This window comes from Acidithiobacillus ferrivorans (assembly GCF_016250455.1).
Taxonomy (GTDB): Bacteria; Pseudomonadota; Gammaproteobacteria; order Acidithiobacillales; family Acidithiobacillaceae; genus Acidithiobacillus; species Acidithiobacillus ferrivorans.
The window spans coordinates 2,165,230-2,188,747 of record NZ_CP059488.1; the positions used below are offsets into that span (position 1 = coordinate 2,165,230).

The following is a 23,518-nucleotide window of genomic DNA, read 5'->3' on the forward strand; positions in this document are numbered from 1 at the left end:
TCGGCACGATCACCAGCACCGGTGGCAACTTTTTCGGCAGCCCCAGTGTCCGCTCACACTGTCCAAGACAACTCCGCACAAAGCCCGCCACCGGTGGCATTAAAAAGGCGCAGACGCATCCCCTGCGCTTCTGCCAATTGACGGGCAATAGCCAGACCAAGGCCACTGCCCTCACTATGCCCGCGCGCATCATCCAAACGAATGAACGGTTCAAAAACTTTTTCCAGGTCCGCCTCCGGAATTCCCGGGCCGGCATCGCATAGACGTAACAGGAGATGCCCCGGCGTTTTCTTAAACTCTGCCGTCATCCTCCCGCCGCCGTAACGCAAAGCATTATCTAAAAGATTGGACAGCAGACGGCGCAAAGCCTCCCGATCTCCCCGGAAGGGATAACGACGCGGTAATGCTGCCTCCCAGTGGCCGCCCTCCCGCGTGAAATCCGCGCCCACTTCGGTCAGCAATACCATCAGATCAAAATCCGCCACCTTCGCCGCCATACCGCGACCCAGCGCAAGAGATTGGGCCAGCAGCTCATCCATCCGCTCCATATCCTGCAACATGCCGTCCCGAAGACGCTGCGGCGTGGTCTCCGGCAACAGTTCCCAGGCCATACGCAGGCGCGCCAGCGGTGAACGCAGATCGTGGGAAATCCCGGCCAGCAACAACGACTGATGATTAATCATCGCCTGCAAACGGGTCCGCAGGTTAGCGAAAATATTGAGGATATCCTGGAACTCATAAGCACCGCCGCGCGGCAGACTCGGCAGAGGTGCCTTTAACGATCCGCGCAATGCCTCTGAAATCACGCCGAGAGGCCGTAATACCCGGCGTACCAGAATCATCGTCAGCACCAACAGCGCGAGGGTTGAAAAAGCCAGCACAAAAATCATGGCGACAGGGAGAGACGAGGCCAAGCGCCCTCGGTCAAAATGTACCCAAGCCGTTTGTCCGGAAACAGTAACCGGCACCCAAAACGTACGCACGCTTCCGCCCAAAACATCCACACGCACGGGTTCTCCTAAGCGCCTGGCCAGCGCACGACTCAGCAACCAGCCATATATATGCCCATGGGTATGCTTTATAGAACGATCCAGATGCGTGGCAATTTCTATCCCATTGTCGGCCTGCAGACTGGCTAAAAAAGTGGGGCGCTCTTGCGGAGACAATTCGGCATAGGTTTTCGCACTGATCACAATCAAACCTGCCAGATCCTCCGCCGAGCGCTCGGCCAGCGGATATAGCACCGTAGCTACAATGATCACTAAGGTCAGAATCTGCAGAACAACAATGCCCAGCCCCAAGGTCCAGGCCGTTTGCGAAAACAGGCTGCGTCCACGCCACAGACTCATGGGACAGGCATGAACCGATATCCAGCGCCACGCTCTGTCTGCAAAAAGCGTGGTTGCCGGGGATTCTCTTCAATAATTTTGCGCAGACGAGTCACCCGCACATCTATACTCCGATCAAAGCGCCCGTCCTCTTCTCCGCCCAACAACTGCAGCAGAAGATCGCGACTCAGTATACGTCGCGGGCGCTGCGCGAAGACCAGCAACAGTTCCATTTCCGCTGGATTTACATCAATCTCCACATCACCGCGATAGAGCTGCCGCTCGGCCATATGCAAATGGAAATTACCAAAGTGGAGTTTTTCGCCGCCCTCATCTTTCCCGCTACGGCGCAACAAGGCCCGCAAACGCGCCACCAGCTCCCGCGCATTGAAAGGCTTTGCCAGGTAATCATCAACGCCACTTTCCAGTCCAAGGATACGTTCTTCGTCCTCGCCACGAGCCGAGAGCATAAGAATAGGAGGCCCGCCTTCCTTACTGCGCAACTCTTTGGCGAGACTGATGCCATCCTGTCCCGGCAACATCCAGTCGAGCACCATCACATCCACCGGGCCCGCCGCCATTTGTTGACGCATCTGCTGTCCATTGGCCGCCCATAGCACCGCGAAGCCCTGGGCTTCGAGAAACTCCTGCAGCATAGCCGCAAGCCGCTGATCATCATCCACTATCAAAACGACTGCCATCTCAGCCTCGCAAAACCATTTTCCGGAAATATTCTCGAAATATGTCGGAGTTACTATACCACCATAGGCAGCAGCGGTACCCAAACTAAAAGGTGGTGTGGAGCGAAAGGGGCAAGCAATCGGTCGACATAACTTTAGGACGGGCGATTGCAACACAAGTTTTGTAGCGGTTGTTTTGCGGCTATTGGACGGACCTCTGGTCCGTCTTTTTTTGTGTCTTTAAAGCGGATGGTATACTAGGCTAGGCTCGCTCAACAAGGATACCGTATGGACCCCAAAGCACACCGCCTCATCTGGATTGACCTGGAGATGACAGGCCTGCAACCAGAACAGGATCAGATTCTGGAAATCGCCACGCTGGTCACGGACAACAACCTGCGAATTCTCTGCGAAGGTCCGGTATTGGCCGTGCATCAACCGGAATTCGCACTCACGGCTATGGATGACTGGAACCAGCGTACCCATGGCGCTTCCGGTCTCCTGCAACGGGTCCGCGATAGTCGCCTGGATACGGCCGCAGTGGAAACACAAACGCTGGACTTCCTGCACCAGCATGTCACAGCAGGTACCTCACCGATCTGCGGCAACAGCGTATGTCAGGATCGCCGCTTTTTAGCCCGCCTGATGCCGCGGCTGGAACGCTTTTTTCACTACCGGATGATGGATGTCAGCACCATCAAGGAACTGGCCACGCGCTGGTATCCACATCTGCCCAAATTCCCCAAAGCCGAGCGCCACGAAGCGCTGGCCGATATCCGCGAATCCGTTAGTGAGCTCGCTTACTATCGCGAGCGGCTTTTCACGCAGACATCATCATTGCCCAACTCCGAGGCCGAATAGATCTCAAGGTCAGTCCGGCCGCTGCCACAACATGCGTGCCCGTCCCTGCGTCGGCCCAGTGCAGATGCATCTGCTCCGATGTTAAGATGGCAATTTGCAGCCGTTCATACATTTGGGGCGGGGTGGATGCAGTGCTGGTCATGGAGGCTCCAACGCGGTGGATATTGATCTCTTCTACGAACTCGCCGTACCTGCCCATCTCGGCCGCAACGAGGCCCAAGTTTATCATGAAACACTGGATGAGATTAGCCTCGCCGACACCTTGGGCTTTCACGGCGCCTGGCTCGTGGAACACCATTTCATGCGCGAGTACTCTCACTCCAGCAGTCCGGAAACCTTCCTCGCCGCAGCCAGCCAGCGCACCAAGAATCTGCGTCTCGGCCATGCCATCGTTGTTCTGCCATACAATCATGTCGTGCGCGTTGCGGAACGCGTCGCCGCCGTGGATATCCTCAGCCATGGCCGCCTGGAACTGGGCATAGGGCGTGGTTTTTCCCCCAAGGAATATCAACTTTTTGGCAGCCAAATGGCAGACAGTCGACGGCATATGCAGGAAGGCTTACAAATTCTTCGCCAGGCAGGCGGTGGACCCTTCAGCCATCATGGAAAACTCTATAATTTCGATGAACTGGATATTCTTCCCAAACCCCTCCAGCAACCCCATCCACCGCTGTGGACGGCAGCAGTGAGCCCGACGACTATCCAATGGGCAGCACAGGAAGGCATTGGCGTGCTCTCCGGACCGTTTAAACCGTGGTTCCTCATCAAACAAGATCTGCGTGCCTATAAAAAGAGCTGGCGACAACACCATGGAGATGGTCCGTTGCAAAAAGGCAAGAATGCGGGTTTTGCCATGACCATTGGCTGCCTGTGTCTGGAGGATGCGGCGGAAGCACGGCACTGGGCCGAGGGCTTCACCTGGTATTACCAGCGACTGCTGGATCAGACCCGGCCGGTCCTCGCACAGCTCAAGGAAAGCTATGAATACTATCACCGTCTCGGCTTTCTCGAACCACTGTTGCGCCGCGGCCTCAGTCTGCGTCTGCTAGAGACTATGGGTATGGTCGTGGTAGGCGATCCTGACACCTGCCGTCAGAAACTGGCCCGTTACGCCCGGGCGGGCGTGGATCGGCTGATTTTGGCCGTCGGTGCCGGGATGGTCCCCAGCGCCGTAACCCAACGCTCGCTGCACCTACTCGCCGATGAGGTGTTACCTGTCCTGCGCGGCACCCACCCCCGATAATGCAAGTACTGGTCACAGGTGCGGCAGGGCATACGGCGGCGGCGCTGTTACCCGCTCTGCTCGCCCGCCCGGACATCCACCGGGTCATTGCCCTGGATCGCCGGGCACCCGCCATACAGCATCCGCACCTGCAATACCTGCCTTTGGATATACGCGATCTGCGACTTGTCGAGTATCTGACGCATGTGGACTGCGTCATTCATCTCGCCTTTATGGTGCTCAGTCCGCGCCGCGGACCGCAACGCCGATGGCGCGAGGAAATGCGCCGGATTAATCTCGATGGCAGTCAGCATCTGTTTCGTGCGGCAGCAGAAGCCAGCGTGCCGCAAGTCATCTATTCCAGCAGTGTGGCGGCTTATGGCGCCTGGCCAGATAATCCCATCCCCATCCGCGAAAGCCAGCCGTGTCGTCCTGTACCGGGTTTTGCCTATAGTGAGGACAAGGCTGCGCTGGAACAGTGGTTGGATGTATTCACGATCATGCAAAGTCAAACCGCCATCGCGCGGCTCCGTTTGCACGCTATTATCGGTCCTCGTGGGCAGGCATTGGTAAACGATATAGCGACGAGCCCTTACGGACTACGACTGCGTGATCCGGACCTACCCATTCAATGCCTTCATGAAGAGGATGCAGTTACCGCCCTGCTGGCGGCACTGGACTATGGCCGGGGCGGGGTATTCAATATCGCGGCACCCGATCCCATTCCCTGGTCAAGCATTCCTCGCCGCTGGCCGCTTCCCCTCTCCCCCACCCAACTGCACCGTGTACATAGCTGGCTACGCCCTTTTAGTACCAGCCTCGGCGATCCCGGCTGGCTACAGGTCCTGGAAAATCCGCTGGTTGTCGACATCAGCCACGCCCAGCAGACATTGGGGTGGCACCCTCGTTATAACGTGTACAGCGCTATTACCCGGTTACGCAATATGAGCGGGCAGCAGCCAAAGCACCCTTGGAGCGGCTGAGCGTCCGTGGCAGAATAGCCTATGAACTTCGCTCAACGTATCCCCGCGCACGCCCAAATCCAGCGTCATCACGACGCACTGGTCAATCGGCTCAACGAGCACAGCAGTAACTACCGGGACCCTGTCCAGGCCGTCCCGTGGAAAAGCCTCGATGCAGAAACAGCCTGGCTCCCCGAAGAACTGCTATCGCTCTATGGATTGCCGGAATACGTACAACTAAGTCAGGACGAACGCATCCGTCTTTCCCAGGTCGAATTTGTCTCTTTCTGCGAACTGGGCCTATGGCTGGAGGCTCTGTTCATCCAACGCCTGGGCGCCAACTCGCTACAAGAGATGTACCGCGACCCGGTCAGCTACCATTATCAGCTTCATGAGCTGCGGGAAGAAGTGGGGCACAGCCTCATGTTTCTGGAATTACAGCAACGTGCGCAACTCCCATTTATGACCCCTTTGAGCGAGCGCCCGCCCTTGGCCCGTCTTTTCGCCCGTTATGCGCCCGAAGGCTCCGCAGCTTTCTGGGCAACCATTCTGGTCGGTGAGGATGTACCGGACCGCATGAATCGACTGATCTTTGCACGCAAGGATCTGCCCGCAGCGGTACTGGCCATCACCCACATCCACATGCGCGAAGAAGCGCGTCACATGGCTTTTGCCCGCACCACCATTCAGATGCGCAGTCAGGCCATGGGACGCGCAAAAAAACGTTTCATCAGCCCCATTCTGCGCGAGGTGTTTCGCCAGTTTTTGCGGACCAGTTTCTTTCCAGGCGAACAGGTCTATGCGGCGGCCGGGTTGAGCAATCCGCGGATCTGGGCACGCCGCGTGCGCCGCAACCCGCACCGTATTCACCTGATGAACCAGTGTGCAGCCCCCAGCCGCGATTTTCTGCGCACGCAAGGCTTTGCCTTGTGAACAGCTATTTCCTGCTATAATCTGAAAACTATGGAGAACAATATGCGCTTTCATCCCGGAACCATCCTCGCATCCCCCGATGCGCAAGCCATCTTCGAATCCGGAGAAATTGATCCGCAGGAATTGCTCCGTCACCACGTCCTGGGCGAGTGGGATGAGGCTATGGAAGAAGACCTCATTACAGCCAGTGAAAAGGCCATTCGCGACGGCGGGGTGGTCGTCAGTACCTGGCAGGTAAGCGGGTATACGGTCTGGATTCGTACCGATGCCAGTCGGGAAACCACTATTATCGACGTTCCGCTCGACTACTGAGGTGTGCCATGGCGGTATTGCAGATTGCGACCCAGCCTTTCGCCGATCAACGCCCAGGTACATCCGGGCTACGTAAAAAGGTCAAAGTTTTTCAGCAGCCACATTATCTCGAAAATTTCGTTCAGTCCATTTTCAGCGCTATTCCCGATCGCGCCGGCCAGACCCTTGTTCTTGGTGGCGACGGACGTTTTTATAACCGTGAAGCCATACAGACCATCCTCCGGATGGCGGCGGCGAATGGCTGGGGCAAAGTCATTGTTGGACGGGGGGGGCTCTTCTCCACACCCGCCGTCTCAACCGTCATCCGCGCGCGGCATGCCCACGGCGGCATCATCCTCAGCGCTTCCCATAATGCCGGCGGTCCGGATCACGATTTTGGCATCAAGTACAACACCGCCAACGGTGGACCTGCACCAGAAAAAATCACTGACGCCATCTGGGCTGCCAGCAAGACCATCCAAGGTTACCAGACACTAGACAGTGCAGATGTAGATATCGACCAAGATGGGGAATTTTTGCTGGGCGACATGCGCGTAGAAATCTGCGACCCGGTGGCGGAGTACGTAGAACTGATGGCCCGCATTTTTGATTTTGATGCGCTGAGGCGACTCTTGCAGGGGCCATTCCGGATGCGTTTTGATGCCCTGCACGCGATCACCGGCCCCTACGCCCACGAGATTTTTGAAGAGCGTCTGGGTGCGCCTGCCGGTACGGTGGTTAACGGCGTCCCGCTGACGGATTTCGGGGGCGGTCATCCCGACCCCAATCTGGTGTACGCCAAGTCTCTGGCGGACCACCTCTTCGCAGAAGATGCGCCCGACTTTGGGGCGGCGTCCGATGGCGACGGCGATCGCAACATGATCCTCGGACGTCAATTTTTTGTGACCCCCAGTGACTCGCTGGCGGTACTTGCGGCCCATGCCACGGCCATCCCTGCATACCGGCAGGGACTAAAAGGCGTCGCCCGCTCCATGCCCACGAGCCAGGCCGCAGACGTGGTTGCCGAGGCACTGGGCATTGCCCACTATGAAACGCCTACCGGCTGGAAGTTCTTCGGGAACCTGCTGGATGCCGGCAAAATCACCTTTTGTGGCGAGGAGAGTTTCGGCACTGGATCGGACCATATCCGTGAAAAGGACGGACTCTGGGCAGTGCTGGCCTGGCTCTCGGTAATCGCAGATACGGGGCAATCCGTGGCCGACATCGTCACTCAGCATTGGCGGCATTTTGGCCGTCACTACTACACCCGCCATGATTACGAAGAGCTCCCGGCAGAAATTGGCGAGCAAATCATCCAAACTATCATCGCCCAATTGCCGGTACTCCCCGGCCAAACTCTGGCAGGACGCAGCATCATTACGGCCGATGATTTTACCTATACCGATCCTATCGACGGCAGCACCAGCACCCATCAGGGCCTGCGCCTGCTCTTTGCCGATGGTGCCCGGCTGATATTCCGGCTGTCGGGTACGGGAACCGAAGGTGCCACTTTGCGCATTTATCACGAATATCTGGAGAAGGATACGCAGCGCCAGCAACAGGACCCGCAACGTGCCCTGCGTGACCTGATCCGGCTTGGCCGCGATCTTGCCCGGATGGAAAGTCTTACGAGTCGCAAGGCCCCCACTGTCATCACCTGATAAAGGAGTTTGATCATGATAGATTATGAAAATGATAATGGTATTGGGTATAGCGCCCTCGGTATCGCTTTGCTAGCCGGTGCCGTAGCCGGAGCGGTCACTGCCCTGCTTTTTGCGCCGCAAACGGGCGATCGTACCCGTGAACAATTACGGCATCAGGCTAACCGGGCCTGGGATCGCGTCGTGGCTTCTCGCGAGCGGATGAATGAGCGGGTTGAGGAACTGCTCGACACCATCGCCATCTACAGCGAAGAACTGGTCCAGAAAGGCAAAGAACTCAGTGACAAGGAACGCCAGCGCCTGAATGATGGTATTGGCCTTGCGCGCGGGGAGTTGGACCGTTTGCGGCGTCGTCTTTCGCGTTTAGATTGACCGCAGCGGGGCAAGCGGCTATTCTCTGCGGCGACGGGGCGTAGCGCAGCTTGGTAGCGCGCCTGCTTTGGGAGCAGGATGTCGTAGGTTCGAATCCTATCGCCCCGACCAATTAATCAACATGTTAGGCTACTTTTTTGAGGTAGCCTTTTCTACAACTCGCTTTCTTTCTACAACTCCGCCGAGAGGCCTGACGGTCTGCGTGTCTCTGGCGCGCACATAGACCTCTGTCATCGACCCGTCAGCATGGCCCGCAAGCGCCTGAGCATAGTCACGCCCAGCCGCCCTATTCGCGTCTGTAAGCGATTTTGCGCGGATATCATGGAAGTGAGCATCCTCCACACCAGCTCTGACACAGAGGCGCTTCCAGGCCCACAGGGAACCATTCTCACTATACGGCTGACCTTCCTGTGTGCAGAACAGGTACAAACTTCCAATCCGCCGTCGCAGGCCCTTGGCACGATTCAGAACATCGCGGAGCTCTGGCGTGATCTCAAAGGCTTGTTTCTTGCCGGTCTTGGAGGTCTGCACGACCAGCAGGTTGTCCTGAATATCGCTCAGACGCAGATGAAGAATATCGCTTTTACGCAAGGCGGTCAGATAGGCCAGATCCATGATGCACTGCCATTGCGGGTTTGCCTTTTCCTGGATCGCCAGGAACTCTTCATCAGTGATATAACGAGTGCGCGCCTTCTCCTTGTTGCGCCGTACGCCCCTACAGGGATTCGTGTCGCAGGATCCCCAGCGCATGGCATAGCTGTAGATGGTGGACAGCAGGCCAATCTCGCGGTTGGCCGCCACCTTGGCCGGCCGCTCATCGAGATAGCGGGCGATGTGGTGAGGACGAACGGCGTTCAACGGCATTTCGCCAAACACGGAACGCAAGAGGCCCGCCATGCGCGGCCATTCCTTGCGTGTCTTATCGCTGTAAGTCTGTAAAATCTCAGCCAGGAACCTATCGATGGCAGATCCAACGGTATTGTCCTGTGCGGCAGCCCCCTCCAGTTGCGCCCACATGGCCAAGGCCTCGGCATAACTACTGGAGAGCTTGGTCCATACCCGCTTGCCGTCAGCCGATGAGACGAAGTAATACATCGCACCTTTCTGATGCAGGTGCGGGGGGAGATGACGATTTTTGCTACGTGGGCGGCCCATTGGCTTGATTTATCCTGTCCGATGTAGCTTGTCAAACCGTGGCTCTTTCGGTTTGGCCCGCTCCACACCCAGCAGGTGACGTTGTACCTCGTCCTGTAAGACTATCGGACGATTGGCCGCGTTTAGATCGAAACGGTAGCCGTGCTGACTCAGCCATTGCACCTGCTTGGGCCATTGCTTATACCCGGTTAGAGCGCGCAAATCATCAGGGGTCAGGAACATTCTACCCTCCAGCTTCCAGCGTAATCACCAAATTACGCCTGCGCGGCCATTTCTTCCGCTGCGTCGATGATGTCCCGTTCGCCGGAAATGACATCGCCCTTCTCACGTTCCTTCTCAACCAGGGCGATGATCTTACTCAACTGCGCGGGCTTACCTCCCAGGTGTTCCGCAACGGCTTTGATATCTTCCTTGATCTGCGCCTGCATGGAGGCGATACCCTCCCGGCGATTGATGATGTCCTCGATAGCGTCTTTGGCCTTCTGATCCAGTTGCATGAAATACTCCTTTTTGATGTTCTTAATATGCCGCCCTGTTGAAAAGGCGGGCGGCCAAACCTCAATAACTAACTCCGCGCGACTTTCACCTGATAACCGCCCATCGGAATCACCGTCGACTGCCCATGGGCCGAATGCACCGTCGCCTTGTAGTCGGTTGGAATTACCCAAACCGATACATCGTTTGATAGGCTCAGATCACTTCGCTCAAAAATGTCTCCACGCCGTTTTGATGCTCCTGCGCGTACTTCTGTTTTGCCGTTTGATGCTGACCGGAAATCGGCACTGGATTAGTCAAACTGGCGCATCCAGACAATGCAAACATCCCCATAATCAGTGCAAAATAAACGATTTTGTGTTTCATAAATTGTCCTTTTTCTGTGAATGCGCGCCTTGCAAACTGCACGGCGCGGGCCAAAACATTACTCAAACCGATACATCAGCCCCACACCCATGACCGGCCACCACTGATATCCGCTCAGCTTGCTGTTCACATTGTTCTGCTCGGTCTGGACGTCGCTCGCCAGCTGCGGATTCGCGGCGGCACCGGTTGCGGTGAGGCTCACATTAGGTGCCCCTTCGTAAATCGCCCCAACATTGGCGGTGAAAGTCAGTCGGCCGCCGTCCATGGGGTCACCCCAACCGAGGCCCACGTAGGGCGCGGCGCCGTTGAAATGTGTCTTGCCGGTCAGGCTGCCCACCTGACTCGCGGTGTAGGTATGACCGTTGAACGTATAGGTGCCACGGGTCGGGGTGCCCGTCACGTTGAAGCCGTTCTGATTGATGAACACGCCCGCCGTGAGGTTGAGATTGCCCTGGAAAGGAAACCAGCTTACGGTGATGGGCTCGCCCTGCAGGTTGACGCCGGCCTTGTAGTTGACGTTATTGGTATTGAAGCTGCGGGACAGGTGCAAATAATCGAAACCCACATTCAGGTTCAGCACCTTGGGGATGATGGCGGTGGTGCCCTGGATGCCGACGCCTTCGGTGCCGACACCCAGGCCTGCGGCGATGCCGTGGAAGGGCAGCCATGCTGGCGGCACGCCCATGGCGAAAACGGGTGCCGATGCCATGCTGGCGACGATGAGGGCTACAGCAAGAGCAAAACGATTACGGCGGTTACTGCTGGCTTTCATAACTTCTCCTTTTTTTCAACGTGATACAGCGATAAATGCGACAACCTTGTTTTCCTGCTTTACGAAATGAGTGCCGACTCAATCTCTTTGATGACCACCTCCAACCTGTCCCGCACATCGGTCAGCGTGTACCGCAATACCCGCCAGCCGTGCGCCACGAGGATGTTCTGGCGCTCCAGGCCTTGCTTGAAGCCCTTCTTCGAGAATCCGTGATACCGGTACCCATCGAACTCGATAGCGACCTTCTCCATGGGGAACGCGAAATCGATGCGAAACTTGCGTCCCTAGACGGGCTGGTACTCCCGAAGCATTCGGCCCGGGAATCCCGTATCCAGTTTGTCACCCAACAGATCCGCGTAGGGCGACAGGGTTGCTCTCGCCTGTTTCTTGGCCTTCGCCTTCTTCGGCGCTATGGCGTATTGCGCCATTACCTGTTCGCGCATGGCTGGGGAAAGGTCGGCAAGCGTCAGGCGGGCCATCTATGCCTCCAGATATGCCGGTTGTGCGAGGGCCTGCTTCTCCGCTGCGCTGAAAGTGCCTCCGGCACTAGTCTCGCACCCAGCAGGGGCGAAGCGGATAGGCCGGTTTTCGTACTGGCCGATGACCGGGCCTTTCTTGATGATTTGGTGGCTACTCATCACTTTATCCTTTTGAGAAAATTAAGCGTTTAGCGCCTAACCGCAGAACATCTGGGATCTCGACAACAGCTTTAGAGATGACTCGTGAAACCAGTCCTGCGTATAGCCGCAATCCGGACAGACCCAGCCGCCTGTGGTGGCCAGAAGGCAGCCTTTATCGTTGCCATTATCGTGATGGGGAGACAGGCTCCGGTTCGGACAGGTGTATGGATGCCCGTATAATTCGCCGCGCTGGAGGCGGTTAAGTCGTTCGACTTGCTCCGGGGTCCAGTTCTTCATGCCACCATTCTCCCGCGCGCATCCGCGTAATTCGCTCGTATCAACGCGGCCGCCGGTGGTGGAGATACACTGTTCCCGCACATGCGTACTTGAGCCGATTTCGAGAACTTCCGCCCGTCATGGCCGTGATCAATGATGTAACTCTCCGGAAAGCCCTGAGCCCGATACAACTCCCGGGGCTGGAGCATCCGCAGTCCGATATCCACGATGACATACGGAGTGCCTTCAATGTGGACCGTGACCAATGCGAGGCGATCCTTGGTGGTGATGGTGGCCATGGGATTGCGCGGATCGCCCCACTGGCCCCCTTCGCCGTAATAACGAATCAGGAATGCGGCCACACGTAGAGCGCCAGATTCATCATCTGGGGATAGAGTGCATTCCACCTGCGCCTGATGCTGACCCGTGGTGAGGGTGGGTATCGGTTCGTCCATGCCAACGCCGGTATGACCAGTGGTATTGGTCGCCAGAAAAGCGCTGACCAATGCACTCTTCCCGCCGCCTCCCGCTGTAACCGTACCTAACGGAGCATCGGCCCCATGACCAACGCTGGCTCCAAACTGGCGTGACAGAAAAGCGCTTACAACACCATGATGCTGACCGCCGGCGCTGATCGTCATCAACGGGTCTTCCACATCCCGTGCATCGCAGTTGCCGCGCAGGTGCGTGAGGTGCGCCATTACCACCTGTTGCTGGCTCCCCGTATTGGTAATCGTACTCGCAGGCCTCCGCACGTCATGCCCAGGGGTGGTGTTAAATCCGCCGTTCATTTGTGCAAGATAGGCACTTGCCACCGCATGCTTGATTCCACCCGCCACCACTGTTCCAAGAGGAGCTTTCAGATCCAGAGAGCGCGGAGCTTGTCCTGCCCTCTCGCCGTAGCCGGTTTGAACCAGGACCGGACTGATAACTCCGAGTGCATGCGGAGCACCGGCAGGCCTTTTTGAATTTCCACCAGAAGTGATGGTTGGCACAGGCTCATCCATGCGGGTGCCAACGCTGTCCCCGCGCAATTTGGCGAGGACCGGCGCTGCCACCGCGAAAGTCCCGCCCTTCGGAGAAGCCGTTACGGTGCGTAACGGTTCCTGGGCAGAATTGCAGGCATCACGCCCGTTGTAGTGGGCGATCGGGATGATGAATGGGTCCGCACTATCCAGCACATACTTTTTCAGCCCGCGGGCAATGCGCCGCAGGGTCGCGTCCGCAAGCGGCTTCTCGCGCTCGAAAATCGACGGGCACGGAATATCCCAATCAATGCACTCGGCCGCCGATCGCCAGCGCTTTTTGCCCTTGGTCTTTTTCTTGGTATGGGTCGGTTCCGGCCAGCGGATAGGTTCATCGTCGCAGCGGGCCACCATGAACAACCGCTCACGGGTTGTCGGCGCGCCAAAGTCGGCGGCGCAGAGGATCTTCCATTCCACGGCATACCCCATAACCCGGAGCTGCGTCACGAAGGCACGCCATGTTTGTCCAGTGCGCTTGGGATCTGGAATCAGGTATTGCTCTTGGAGGGGCACTCGTTCACCAGCTTCTGCTACGGTACCGTCCAATTTCAGGACGCGCCCAGTCGCCTTATCGCGTTTGGCGATCAGTGGTCCCCATTGCAGGATTTGCTTGACGTTTTCCAGGGTGATGACTCTGGGCATTGCTTGACCGGCCCAACGCTTGCCAACCCAGGTCAGAGAACGACTGGACTGATTGCGCGGCTGTCCGCCGGCGGCTTGGGAGTGATGCGTGCATTCAGATGATAAATGCACTAAACCAACCGCTCTGCCTTCAGTCGCTTCCCTTGGATCGACCTCCCAGACGTCACCGATATAATGCCTGGTTTGCGGATGGTTGACCTGATGCATGGATACGGCTTCGGCATTATGGTTTACCGCCACGTCCACATGGCGACCGATAGCCTGTTCAATGGCCGTGGACATGCCACCACCGCCAGCGAACAGGTCAACGACAATTTCTTCAGATATCCCGAGAATGAGTTGTGGGGTTAGCATTATGGCACCATCGCCCTTCGCACCTGATGCGGTTTCAACCCAGCAGCCACGCAGCCCGCTTCCGTGGCATGGTAATAATGTGTCTCCTGATAAGGTTGCCCCTTACGCACCAGGACAACAGCTTCCAGTCGTTCCATGCTCTGTATATCCGCACCACCTGGAGCAAAATGATTACGGTAGCCCCACTGCCGCTTTTTAATGTGCGAACCGATGCCGAGCATGTGGCGGAGGTTTTCCATGTCTACGTCGTTTACCTGCGTCATGTTAATGTCCCGCCATTGAGCGCAAAAACCGCTCCAAAAAGACGACATCGATTTATCGAAAACCATGAGTTCCCCCCGGAAACCAAGCCCGGCCACGATTTGATTTACGGAACGCGGCACTGAATCCGCACAATCGAGCAGTGGGTCCACATACCTCACGCCACTTTCGAAAGACCGAGCCAACAGATCTTTCTTCTCCTGTTCAGAAATGTTTTCCACGCTACAAATATTGTTCATGCCGCCCTCCCCGTACGCATCAGTAAACTTTCCACGAGCACCGGGAAATCCATCGGGTCATCAATGACCGTCACCCCATATTCCGGAGCCTCCAGACCGTGATACCCCCGATCCAGCAGGACCGATAAGGGAACCGAACCAATAGCCGCATTGGTGTTGGCCGGGTGATCGTCCAGGAAGGCTACTGCGCCCAGGTCCCGCAACACGTTTGCCTTGGCATAAGCCGGTGCGGCATGGCCGGTGCCGGGTGCGAACCCCACACAAACAATGCGGCCGGCAGGAATCAGCCCGGCAAGACTCTCCGCCCGGGCGGCGCGATGCTGCACATCAATGCTGGTCACCGCCCAGACCGTACAACCCAGATCCTCCAGCGCGAGCACCAATTCAGAAGCGTGGTCATACAGGGGCAGGTCCGCCCAGCGGGTTGCACCCTGCAAGGGATCCTCATTAAAAGCTCGCCAGACGGCATCCACGTCCTTGCCGGTCAACCCGTAGCGCAGCCCCATATTGTGCTGCTCGCTCACCTTGAGCAGGGGGCGGCCTTGCAGGCGGCAGCAAAGGACTTCCTCAGCGCATTCCCGCCAGTGCGTCTCGTAATCACCGAGTACACCGTCCACGTCTAGGGCAACCACGCTGGAAGCGTTCATCCTACTTCCCCCACATTTTCTGGGTGACAGCCTTGGTTTCCTGCTTTACGAACAGGCGGTCTATGTTGCTTGCTAGTGCTTGGCCCATTGCTGGCTCCCATCTGTTGTGGTGATAGGATAATAGTAGCGAGTCGCTACCTATTAATCAATAGCGATTCGCTACTAACCAGAACAAAACATTCCTATAGTCGCCATCAGCGGATTTTGGGCATTAAAAAACCGGCTCAGGGCCGGTTATTGGGGGGGTGTGGGGCGGTGAGTTAGTGTTTTGGCGCTACGTTTAGGACGGTGAAAATGCTCCCGATGGCACCTAAGGCTCCGATGGAAGCTACGGCCAGCGTTGCATACACCCATGCCTTGGTAGCGTGGTGGGTGATCTCAGTCTTGATTGACGCAATGTCAACCTTGACATTCCCAATGTCAGCCTTCATCGGTGAAAGCTCGTTGGTTACGAATGTTTTTAGATCGTTAACCATGCGTTCCAAGTCTGCCTTCGTGGCAAGACCCTTGATCTCTTGCCCCTGCACGGCAACCGAGGTATCCAGCTTTGAAACTCGTTCGTCAATGGTCGTCATTCCTGCCTCTACTATCGGCTTGCTAACAGGTACAGTGTAACCCGACGCGGCCACGTATTGTATATAGGGCGGTCTGATCTGGGTAAGTCCGCCGACGTGGGCGGAATGGTCAGGAGGCAGTCCCGACATTGATATCCCCTAATTCACTGGCAATTATATCTTTCATCTCCACCATTTGTGGAGCCAGCAACGCTGCCTGCATTAAAAGCTGTTTGGCGAGATGCACGGCCACCAAGGCAGGGACCACTAGGCCAATGACAGGCACGGCTGCAGGGGTATCTCCTGGGGACGCAGCCGGAAGCGAGCGGCCAAACTCCAACATGCAATCGCCCGCACCTGAATAGACGCGCACAGAATTCGCGTAAAAGAAGTTCTCAGGAACATTCATCGCTTGAACGGATTGACCAAATATCTTTTTTCCTACATCTTTGCTTTCTTCCATTTTTTTCATTCCCTCAATCATTTGTCCCAGAAATCTCTCGTGCACGCCCGAATAGTTCAAAACGGTCCAGATTGAGTAGCGTTCATGCAGTTCAGAGTGTTGAAATTAAAAACAAACCAATCCGTCGCATGCGCCACCGGAGCCAATAAAAGGCACAACAAAACAGCTATACGCGGCTTCACGGTTCAATATCTTCCTTTCTGCGATGGCTAACAAGCTTGACCCACAGGAGGGCCCGCGAACAGCAATGTAGCCCAGCGCATCACAGGCTTCCCGCGTGCCACACCACGCGCCCTATGATCTGCACTTCTTCAGCCGCGGCGCGAATTTCAGGGAATTCAGAGTTATCCGAACGCATGATGACTTCGATCCCAGCCTTAAAAAGGCGCTTGCAGTAGATTTTTCCGTCATAACTTATCGCGTAAATCTTGCGGTCGATGATGAGCGTCTGGGCGCGGTCGATCAGCACACTTTCGCCCTCTTCTAATTTGGGCTCCATGCTTGCACCCTCGACCTTTGCCATAAAGCACGATCCGGGCTTGAGGCACATGCTAGCCAGCCAATCGGCACGGAAGGCGTTACCCTCCTCATGCTCTTCGGTTTCAAACATGATCTTGCCGGTACCCATGGATAAGCTCATGCGCAAACGAGGAACCGTCACCATCCCTGGTGGAGGCCCTTCGGCGTCGCTCCATGCAATTACGGGGGCGTTACCGGAGAGGGTGGGGGCTGTACCGGACATGGGGGCCGAGTGGTCTTGGTCCATCCAGTTAGCGGGTTTCCCCAACCCCTTTTCTATCCGGCCGGCCGCCACATCCCCCAAACTCCGAGGTCGCCGATCTTTTGAACCCTGAAACCCAGATAGAACCTGTGCCAAGTATTTTGTGTTTATGGCCTCCTCCTGGCCTAGGCGCGCGCTTATAGCCTCCACCAGATCCCTAACCGATCCGTATTCCTCCACAAGCACCTTTAGATTGGCCTTTCGGTTTTCTTTGTAATCCATCACCGAATAGTAACTATTCGCTACCAAGTCAGAAACCAGCATATCGCTACCCCCCCCTTGCGCAGCGTGTAGCGATTCGCTACCATCTAGCCATGGACATAAAAGACATATACGCGATTGAAGGTCCGGCAGGGTTACGTCAGCTTGCAACTGCTGCCCACACGGACCCGAAATATCTTTATCAGTGCGCCACAGGCCGAAAGCTGCCTGGCCCAAAACTGGTAAACAAACTTGTGGACGCTGATAGGCGCTTAACCCGTGAAGAACTCCGCCCCGACATCTTCGGCCCCAATCCCCAGGCCCAGTCCATCACCGGGCAGGACCATCGTGTTGCGGAACGTCGCAGCAGCACGAACCGGCGCGTCACTACCCGCCGAAAGCTTTCTCCGGGTACAGGCATATGAACCCCACCCTCAAGCGTTTATGGAGGTTTCCTTCCTTTTCATTACCCCTCTCCCCGGGAACAAGTCCTTATGAAAACCCAGACCTATAATCCCGGCCTGCATGACGTGGAGATCAAAGTGCGCCTCACCGAAGAGGACGCAGCCATGATCAAGGCCATCGCGGAACGGGAAGGACTTAAGACTGCAGCATTCGCAAGACTGCTCCTGAAAAAACAGATCCACACCATCACAAGAGCGTACCAGCCGCCGCATCTTTCTGAAGGGCCCATACACGGCATGGAAAAGCGAAAAATCGTGGCGGTCGAGGGACCACCGGTGCCGGTACAGCAACCGCAGGCTGGAGGGACTGAAGGATGAAAATGGTCACCCCCCATCAATTTAGCGTCAGTGCCAAGGTTGCCGGGCTTCGGTGGCATTGCAAATCCGACCTACAAGATTTTTCCACGCAAGGACATCGCCCATGAGCGCACTGGATCCTGTTGTGTCCGCCCGTTCCGCCTATCTGCCCACAGGTCCCCGTGAGGAATATCGCGGGGAACGTCCCGTCTACCGGAGGGACGTGGGGCCGCGAGGGGGTTCCGCCCCAGGTGAGGTGCAGGCCTCGATACCGGCGCAGGCGGCGACCGTAGTCATGACCGATCAGATCGGTGCCGAAAAGCGTGAACTGCTACCAGCTCCCTCCTCTGAACCATCCACCTCTCAGGAGGCCTCCGCCGTGCAGCCTACGACACCCACATCGACCAATCCAGAGACTCACTTGCCCCTGGCAGGGCTTACGGTCGGCGCTGGCGAACCTCCGCAAGACATCGGTGGAGAATACAACGGGGGCGAGAAGCCCAGCCTCGTGGACTTCAATCCGGGGGCGCTTGCCCATTTGCCGAAGAAGGAACAGATCGTCGAGGCGGTGCGGCAAGGGTATGGCACCTATGCCGAAATCGCGGCGGCTACCGGCCTGACCAAGTCCGAAGTCAGCGCCGTCATTCACGCCACATTACTACTAGCGACCAAAAGCCGCGCCGCCGTTCTGGTGGAAATTACCCCGCTAGGCGCGAAGGAGCGCCGCTTCGAGATCGCCAACGAGGGTTCCCGAGTATCCCCTTCGCAGAACGGCGAGAACGCCCCGGAGCTGTTGTACGGTGTGACTACCGACGCTACGCCGTTTCGTTTCGAGCACGTCGGGGACCTGGGGCACACGGTGATGGTGGGGCCAACGTGTACCGGTAAATCGCTCGCCGTTTTCACCGAGGGCTCCCAAAAGGACCGGATTCTGGCGGCGGTGGCGCACGGCGCGCGCACGACGACCGAAATCACGCAACGCACCGGATTGCTGCGAGAACAGGTCCACAAGGCCGTGGGCTGGCTGGTGAAAAAGGGCGAACTGCAGGACATACCCAGCGATGAGGAACGAACGGTGGAACTCGCTCCATCTCCATGCACCCCTAGCGTCCACCCGCCCGTTCAAGGTGCGCTCGCCCGTGGATCGGAGCCTGCAGCTGCAGCCGCCAAAACCGCGCCAACTCAGGGCTCCGCCTCCCAGTGGAATGATCCGATCGGGAAAGTCTTGGAGGTCCTCTTATCCAACGACACGGTCTCCCTCACGGCCTTGTGCGCAATGACCGGGCTTACCCGAGACGAAGGCCTTCAGGCAATTGACACACTGGATGCCTCGCTACTCGAGATAAAGGGAGACGACGAATTCATCGAACGGTTCCACGGAGATGATGACGAAATCTGGTATCAATATATGACTGCCACCATGGACCCTGCTTCCCAGACGTCCCCAGCACCTGCGCGTGGGGCACATGATCATCCCGCCCCTGCCACCGAGGAACTCATAGACCAGATGGAGGCGGCGGCCACCGAGGCTCTCTCGGTGCTGCGGGATGCCATCTCCCGATTGGCCGGGCTAGCGCGCGAGAACGCCGCGGCCAGAGATCGGCTGGCGGCCGTGCAGAAACTACTGGGTGGAGAGGGCTGAGAAATGACAGGCGTACCACACACCATGACTTACCAATACATACTACGAGATCCCGATGCAAATGTGACAGAAGTTAAAGATCTGCCGCACGGTAAAACCGTTGCTATCGAAATGCTGAATGCTATGGGTTTTTCCTCATCGTCCGGAAAATTTGATTTTTTTATTATTGAGAATTTCGGTGGCGGGCCGTCCGGAAAGGAAAATGTGCATATCCCGGTTATCAGTGTTACCCAGTATGAAGAAGGACTGTGGGGGCTATCAGATATTGGAACTACCGCCTTCACATCTGGATGTTGTTATGCACAGAACGATATTCGACTCTTTGCGGATCATCTATCCAGGTTGTTCTGCATTGAGAAGTACCAAGATAGGAAGCTCGTTGTCTGGTCAAGCGAAGCGGAACAGGACCACCCAAGAAGCGATACGTTTAATTTGTCTTTGGATGCACTGAACACAAGAAAAATCGTTGAGATCACCATTTGTTGGCCTCCTCATCCATGGACGTGCGCAAAACGTTTCTCACTCCCGTTCATTCGTGGCAAGGAAAAACGTCTGGAAGTCATCGTGTTCGTGCCGCACTTGTCAGCAGCGCTCGATTTCGCCAATTCTATGGCCAACTTTTTATCAGCCTCCATATCTCTTTGAATAGGTGTCTATGATTTATTACGCAAGTAGATCAAATCCAGGTTATGGATATGCAGATCACATCTATCGTTAACCATTTCGATACTCCCGCAACAAAAGGCGCGAACTGGGAGGTTTTTTCTTGCGGCGTTTTCCAGATCGCTGAGAATCGCTGCGTGCGCACATCGCAAATCTACTTCTTTGGTGTCTTTGTGAATGATAGCGCATACGGGGTAGTTGCTGCCCTTTATCGTGGCAGGCTTTACGCTCTCAATTTCATAGCCATCGCTTATCTCTTGAACTTGGCTATCTTTAAAATCATAGATATAAGTACCGCCAAAGTCTGGCGAGAAGTAAGGTTGTCTAAACCCAGAATAATAATTTCTCTTGTTACTAAAGAGATCGAGGCGATGCTTAGTGAGTTCAGATTTTATTATGTCATTTATATTGGTAACGGCTTTGTTTTGAACATGGCAAAGATAAATGATTTCAAGATACGCCTCCGCAAATGTGCGTACCAGAGAGGAAGAGTAGACAGCGGTACGGGAATACAGGCCGGGGGCCGACCTGCGCCGCTCGATTTCTGTCGCATCCGGCGGATCATCACGATGTCCACTATACTGCTTGAGAACTACGGGCCGCCGCCGCAACACCAGGGCCTCCGGAACATCCATCTCTGTCTTCAGCACTTTTGTGGCAGGAGGATGTTTGGGGATGTTTTGCGTAATTTTTGGTTTGCCGTCGCAATTGAAACGATGTTTTATACCCCGATGGCGAGCAAAATGTGGCCGAACACCAACCTTGTGGTCAACATAAATCGCTTTGGATGTATATTCAATTTGACAAAATGGGCAGAAAAATCTTTGTATACTGTTCCGTTTCTAATGTACTCATCGTGAAACTCTGCCGCCGTACTTATCATTCCGTGCTCGTTCATTCCCAATTCCGACATGCGTCTTTCTCCAAAATAATGAGTTTTGTGAGTGCGGCTGTGCGAACAGCCAGATTACATAATTTGCAATTCAGTATATGCATGCGCTTATCCGATGGCAAAAGCCTCATAACTCATGGGAGCAACTCCTTCTTGAAGTACAGGGATATGGCAATGTCGTTGTACGAACAGAGGGAGTCTCCCACCAAATTGCAATTACAAGGCCGCGCGATGCGGCCCCATGGAGGCACACATGCAGGTGAATAAAAAACCGCGTTTTCATAGCACCACCGGACGTTTATCGCGAGCGCTGTTCGGCTACCCCTCACTTACGGAAATCAAGGCCAACATTAAGCTGCTGGAGGAGGCCGGATTGGTCGTCCAGATTCCGACATCAGACGGCAGCCTGCAGTTCTATTTGCCATTAGCGCACCGCGCGGTCCTGGAACAGGCTGCCAGGGTGAAACGCTCATGACAACCACCTGCTGGAATGATGGCGAAGACGAACGATTGCAAGGACTACCCATTGCCGCCCAGGTGCTTTACCTACGGGGAATGCGCAGGCACATGGACTTCCAAGACGGCGTGGTTGGCATGAAACGGCGGATATCTTGGCAGGCTATTCGCGAGGTGCTGTATGTAGAACCGCACCAGGGCGCTGGTGCCACAGGTGCTCCTAGCAAGGATCAAGTAAGGCGACTGGCGGCACTTCTGGAGCGAGCGGGGCTTGTTGAAATCCGCTCCGATATGCAGTCCAAGCGTCTTGTTTTTTTCCTCCCGCTGGCGTTCACGGATGAGTCTGTCCAAAAAAATACCGCCACTAAACCGCCACTAAACCGCCATACCCAAACCGCCACAGATACCGCCACACGCAACCTCAATAACGGCGGGGCTATGCGGGACAATACCACCATTGATACCGCCACTAAACCGCCACACCCAAAAACACCGAATACCGCCAGACATCCGAAGTCCGGTATTCCGGTAAAAGATATAAAAGCCTCCACCAGAGCTACGCCTCTGGTGGAAAGGAAAAATTCAGTAACCAATCCTTTGTCGGCACAAAGCACCACGCGTAGCCTTCTACCACCCGTGCTGGTCCGCAAAAGCGAACGCGCAGAGGTGCCAATTGACAGCGAGACGAGCAAAGACCTTGCCGAGCTAAAACCGCCAACCCCGGCCAGGACGGCGCGTGATACCTCCTCCAAAGGTGTCCCCGCACCCAGCAGTGCCACTTGGGCGGCCTACAGCAGCGCATACCGCGCGCGATACCACGTCGACCCCATCCGCAATGCGGCGGTCAACGGCCAGTTGGCTCACCTTGTAGCCCGCCTGGGAGCCCAGGAAGCCCCGCTTGTGGCGGCGTACTACCTGACCCGCAACGACCGCTGGTACGCGGACTGTGGGCATTCCACGGACGCCCTGCTGCGCCACTGGCAGAAACTGCGCACCGAATGGGTCACCACACAAACGCCCAACCTCCCAACTCACGGGGATCAGGCACCCATCCCCAACCGCCCCTCCGTTGTTCGCCTCTGAAGGAGCTTGTCATGAGCATTTCCAGAAAACCCAAACAGCCGTCCCAGGCACCTCATCATAAAGGACGCCCTCAACGGATAAATGATCTCCAGCAGGCGCTGTTGCAACGATGGGGCTTCGATCCGGCGAATGTCGCCATACTGCCCGATCGCCACCCGCAGTTTCGCGACTGCGAACAACATGGCCGTTATCTCATTTCGCTGGTGGATGACTCCGATGTGGTTCGATACATGGTTCCAGTCTGCCCGGTCTGCGCGGCAGAACACGCCTCCCGTCGCCTGCTGGAAAGTGCCGCTATTCCCGCGCGCTACCAGAGCTGTGATTTCGCATCTTTCATCGTGGAGACTCCCGCCCAGCAGGCGGTGCTGGAGACTTGCAGAGATTATGCCGAGCATTTCGCGGAATACGCCGCAGAAGGCACCTGCATGGTATTCAGCGGCAACCCTGGCACCGGCAAGAACCATCTCGCCACCGCAATCGCCCGCACGGTCATGGGTATGGGCCGTAGCGTTCTCCATGCCACGGCGCACGGCATCATCACTCGCATTCGCCAGACCTGGGGCAAAGGCTCACGAGACCTGGTGGAAACCGATGTTCTGAGAGGGTTCGCACAAGCTGATTTGCTCATTATCGATGAAGTCGGCAAGCAATTTGGCGGGGATGGTGAACAAGTGCACCTGTTCGAGGTGATCGATCTCCGTTACCGGGATATGAAGCCCACGATCGTGCTCTCGAACGAAACTGCACAAGGCATTGAAAATTATCTTGGAGTCGCCGCTTTCGACCGACTCTGTCAGAGCGGCCTCCTGCTGCAATTTAACTGGCCTGGTCACCGACGTGGGCGCGACAAATGACCAGTT

General features: G+C 56.3%; 31 protein-coding genes and 1 tRNA gene. 16 read left to right on the forward strand and 16 right to left on the reverse strand.

The annotated features are described in order from the left end of the window. Window positions 1-53 precede the first annotated feature (53 nt). On the reverse strand, window positions 54-1,349 hold the full coding sequence (locus H2515_RS10770; protein ID WP_198660080.1) for a sensor histidine kinase: 1,296 nt from the start codon (window positions 1,347-1,349) through the stop codon (window positions 54-56). Continuing rightward, window positions 1,346-2,029, reverse strand: a complete 684-nt coding sequence (locus H2515_RS10775; protein ID WP_198660081.1) for a response regulator — start codon at window positions 2,027-2,029, stop codon at window positions 1,346-1,348. Before H2515_RS10775 ends, H2515_RS10770 begins: the two co-directional genes overlap by 4 nt. 267 nt (window positions 2,030-2,296) lie before the next feature. Between H2515_RS10775 and orn the strand changes: the two genes are divergently transcribed. From orn to H2515_RS10815, 8 genes are all read left to right on the forward strand, one after another. Then, the gene (orn, locus tag H2515_RS10780; protein WP_014028483.1) at window positions 2,297-2,869 is read left to right on the forward strand and encodes an oligoribonuclease; all 573 of its coding nucleotides are present in this window, start codon (window positions 2,297-2,299) and stop codon (window positions 2,867-2,869) included. A gap of 157 nt (window positions 2,870-3,026) precedes the next feature. Beyond that, entirely contained in the window at window positions 3,027-4,112 is a 1,086-nt protein-coding gene (locus H2515_RS10785; RefSeq protein ID WP_198660082.1) for an LLM class flavin-dependent oxidoreductase, read from the forward strand. After that, entirely contained in the window at window positions 4,112-5,074 is a 963-nt protein-coding gene (locus H2515_RS10790) for an NAD-dependent epimerase/dehydratase family protein (protein WP_198660083.1), read from the forward strand. The genes H2515_RS10785 and H2515_RS10790 overlap by 1 nt, the downstream gene beginning before the upstream one ends. 21 nt (window positions 5,075-5,095) lie before the next feature. Continuing rightward, window positions 5,096-5,986, forward strand: a complete 891-nt coding sequence (locus H2515_RS10795; RefSeq protein WP_065413803.1) for a diiron oxygenase — start codon at window positions 5,096-5,098, stop codon at window positions 5,984-5,986. A gap of 42 nt (window positions 5,987-6,028) precedes the next feature. Continuing rightward, window positions 6,029-6,298 (forward strand): hypothetical protein, encoded by a 270-nt coding sequence (locus tag H2515_RS10800; protein WP_014028479.1) that lies wholly within the window; start codon window positions 6,029-6,031, stop codon window positions 6,296-6,298. An 8-nt stretch (window positions 6,299-6,306) separates the two neighbouring features. After that, on the forward strand, window positions 6,307-7,938 hold the full coding sequence (locus tag H2515_RS10805; protein ID WP_065413804.1) for an alpha-D-glucose phosphate-specific phosphoglucomutase: 1,632 nt from the start codon (window positions 6,307-6,309) through the stop codon (window positions 7,936-7,938). A 15-nt stretch (window positions 7,939-7,953) separates the two neighbouring features. Next, window positions 7,954-8,310, forward strand: a complete 357-nt coding sequence (locus H2515_RS10810) for a YtxH domain-containing protein (protein WP_035194073.1) — start codon at window positions 7,954-7,956, stop codon at window positions 8,308-8,310. A gap of 34 nt (window positions 8,311-8,344) precedes the next feature. Then, a tRNA-Pro gene (locus tag H2515_RS10815) sits at window positions 8,345-8,421 on the forward strand. 18 nt (window positions 8,422-8,439) lie between these two features. On the opposite strand, the gene H2515_RS10820 is transcribed toward H2515_RS10815, so the two are convergent. The 14 genes from H2515_RS10820 to H2515_RS10885 form a co-directional block, all read right to left on the reverse strand. Further along, on the reverse strand, window positions 8,440-9,465 hold the full coding sequence (locus H2515_RS10820) for a tyrosine-type recombinase/integrase (RefSeq protein WP_198660084.1): 1,026 nt from the start codon (window positions 9,463-9,465) through the stop codon (window positions 8,440-8,442). Window positions 9,466-9,474: 9 nt separating this feature from the next. After that, the gene (locus tag H2515_RS10825; RefSeq protein WP_198660085.1) at window positions 9,475-9,687 is read right to left on the reverse strand and encodes a DUF4224 domain-containing protein; all 213 of its coding nucleotides are present in this window, start codon (window positions 9,685-9,687) and stop codon (window positions 9,475-9,477) included. A 32-nt stretch (window positions 9,688-9,719) separates the two neighbouring features. Next, window positions 9,720-9,962 carry a hypothetical protein gene (locus tag H2515_RS10830; RefSeq protein WP_198660086.1) on the reverse strand — a complete coding sequence of 81 codons (243 nt, stop codon included), beginning with the start codon at window positions 9,960-9,962 and terminating at the stop codon, window positions 9,720-9,722. A gap of 193 nt (window positions 9,963-10,155) precedes the next feature. Continuing rightward, entirely contained in the window at window positions 10,156-10,326 is a 171-nt protein-coding gene (locus H2515_RS10835; RefSeq protein WP_198660087.1) for a hypothetical protein, read from the reverse strand. Between the two features lie 58 nt (window positions 10,327-10,384). After that, window positions 10,385-11,098: a hypothetical protein gene (locus H2515_RS10840; protein WP_198660088.1), complete on the reverse strand. Its 714-nt coding sequence runs from the start codon at window positions 11,096-11,098 to the stop codon at window positions 10,385-10,387. Window positions 11,099-11,157: 59 nt separating this feature from the next. Then, a complete protein-coding gene (locus tag H2515_RS10845) occupies window positions 11,158-11,367 on the reverse strand; it encodes an endonuclease domain-containing protein (RefSeq protein WP_269802067.1) in 210 nt (69 codons plus the stop codon). Between the two features lie 15 nt (window positions 11,368-11,382). Next, window positions 11,383-11,577 (reverse strand): hypothetical protein, encoded by a 195-nt coding sequence (locus H2515_RS10850; RefSeq protein WP_198660090.1) that lies wholly within the window; start codon window positions 11,575-11,577, stop codon window positions 11,383-11,385. Next, window positions 11,578-11,736 carry a hypothetical protein gene (locus H2515_RS10855; protein ID WP_198660091.1) on the reverse strand — a complete coding sequence of 53 codons (159 nt, stop codon included), beginning with the start codon at window positions 11,734-11,736 and terminating at the stop codon, window positions 11,578-11,580. A 275-nt stretch (window positions 11,737-12,011) separates the two neighbouring features. Further along, window positions 12,012-14,015 carry a DNA cytosine methyltransferase gene (locus H2515_RS10860; RefSeq protein WP_232821355.1) on the reverse strand — a complete coding sequence of 668 codons (2,004 nt, stop codon included), beginning with the start codon at window positions 14,013-14,015 and terminating at the stop codon, window positions 12,012-12,014. Beyond that, window positions 14,015-14,497, reverse strand: coding sequence for a hypothetical protein (locus tag H2515_RS10865; RefSeq protein WP_232821356.1), 483 nt, complete (start codon window positions 14,495-14,497; stop codon window positions 14,015-14,017). Before H2515_RS10865 ends, H2515_RS10860 begins: the two co-directional genes overlap by 1 nt. Window positions 14,498-14,511: 14 nt before the next feature. Next, window positions 14,512-15,162: an HAD family hydrolase gene (locus H2515_RS10870; RefSeq protein WP_198660093.1), complete on the reverse strand. Its 651-nt coding sequence runs from the start codon at window positions 15,160-15,162 to the stop codon at window positions 14,512-14,514. Window positions 15,163-15,422: 260 nt separating this feature from the next. Beyond that, entirely contained in the window at window positions 15,423-15,737 is a 315-nt protein-coding gene (locus H2515_RS10875; protein ID WP_198660094.1) for a hypothetical protein, read from the reverse strand. Window positions 15,738-15,846: 109 nt separating this feature from the next. After that, window positions 15,847-16,188 carry a hypothetical protein gene (locus H2515_RS10880; protein WP_232821357.1) on the reverse strand — a complete coding sequence of 114 codons (342 nt, stop codon included), beginning with the start codon at window positions 16,186-16,188 and terminating at the stop codon, window positions 15,847-15,849. A gap of 253 nt (window positions 16,189-16,441) precedes the next feature. Beyond that, window positions 16,442-17,224, reverse strand: a complete 783-nt coding sequence (locus tag H2515_RS10885; RefSeq protein WP_198660096.1) for a S24 family peptidase — start codon at window positions 17,222-17,224, stop codon at window positions 16,442-16,444. Between the two features lie 191 nt (window positions 17,225-17,415). Here H2515_RS10885 and H2515_RS10890 point away from each other — a divergent pair, with 191 nt between their 5' ends. The 8 genes from H2515_RS10890 (at window position 17,416) to H2515_RS10925 (ending at window position 23,512) form a co-directional block, all read left to right on the forward strand. Continuing rightward, window positions 17,416-17,586: a hypothetical protein gene (locus H2515_RS10890; RefSeq protein WP_198660097.1), complete on the forward strand. Its 171-nt coding sequence runs from the start codon at window positions 17,416-17,418 to the stop codon at window positions 17,584-17,586. A gap of 69 nt (window positions 17,587-17,655) precedes the next feature. After that, entirely contained in the window at window positions 17,656-17,943 is a 288-nt protein-coding gene (locus H2515_RS10895) for a ribbon-helix-helix domain-containing protein (RefSeq protein WP_198660098.1), read from the forward strand. 103 nt (window positions 17,944-18,046) lie between these two features. Further along, window positions 18,047-19,564, forward strand: coding sequence for a hypothetical protein (locus H2515_RS10900; RefSeq protein WP_198660099.1), 1,518 nt, complete (start codon window positions 18,047-18,049; stop codon window positions 19,562-19,564). A gap of 3 nt (window positions 19,565-19,567) precedes the next feature. Next, the gene (locus tag H2515_RS10905; RefSeq protein ID WP_198660100.1) at window positions 19,568-20,209 is read left to right on the forward strand and encodes a hypothetical protein; all 642 of its coding nucleotides are present in this window, start codon (window positions 19,568-19,570) and stop codon (window positions 20,207-20,209) included. Window positions 20,210-20,259: 50 nt separating this feature from the next. After that, window positions 20,260-21,087 carry a hypothetical protein gene (locus H2515_RS16110; protein ID WP_232821358.1) on the forward strand — a complete coding sequence of 276 codons (828 nt, stop codon included), beginning with the start codon at window positions 20,260-20,262 and terminating at the stop codon, window positions 21,085-21,087. Between the two features lie 285 nt (window positions 21,088-21,372). Continuing rightward, on the forward strand, window positions 21,373-21,594 hold the full coding sequence (locus H2515_RS10915) for a hypothetical protein (protein WP_198660102.1): 222 nt from the start codon (window positions 21,373-21,375) through the stop codon (window positions 21,592-21,594). Continuing rightward, on the forward strand, window positions 21,591-22,658 hold the full coding sequence (locus H2515_RS10920) for a hypothetical protein (RefSeq protein WP_198660103.1): 1,068 nt from the start codon (window positions 21,591-21,593) through the stop codon (window positions 22,656-22,658). Before H2515_RS10915 ends, H2515_RS10920 begins: the two co-directional genes overlap by 4 nt. Before the next feature lie 11 nt (window positions 22,659-22,669). Then, entirely contained in the window at window positions 22,670-23,512 is an 843-nt protein-coding gene (locus tag H2515_RS10925) for an ATP-binding protein (protein ID WP_198660104.1), read from the forward strand. Window positions 23,513-23,518: the final 6 nt, after the last annotated feature.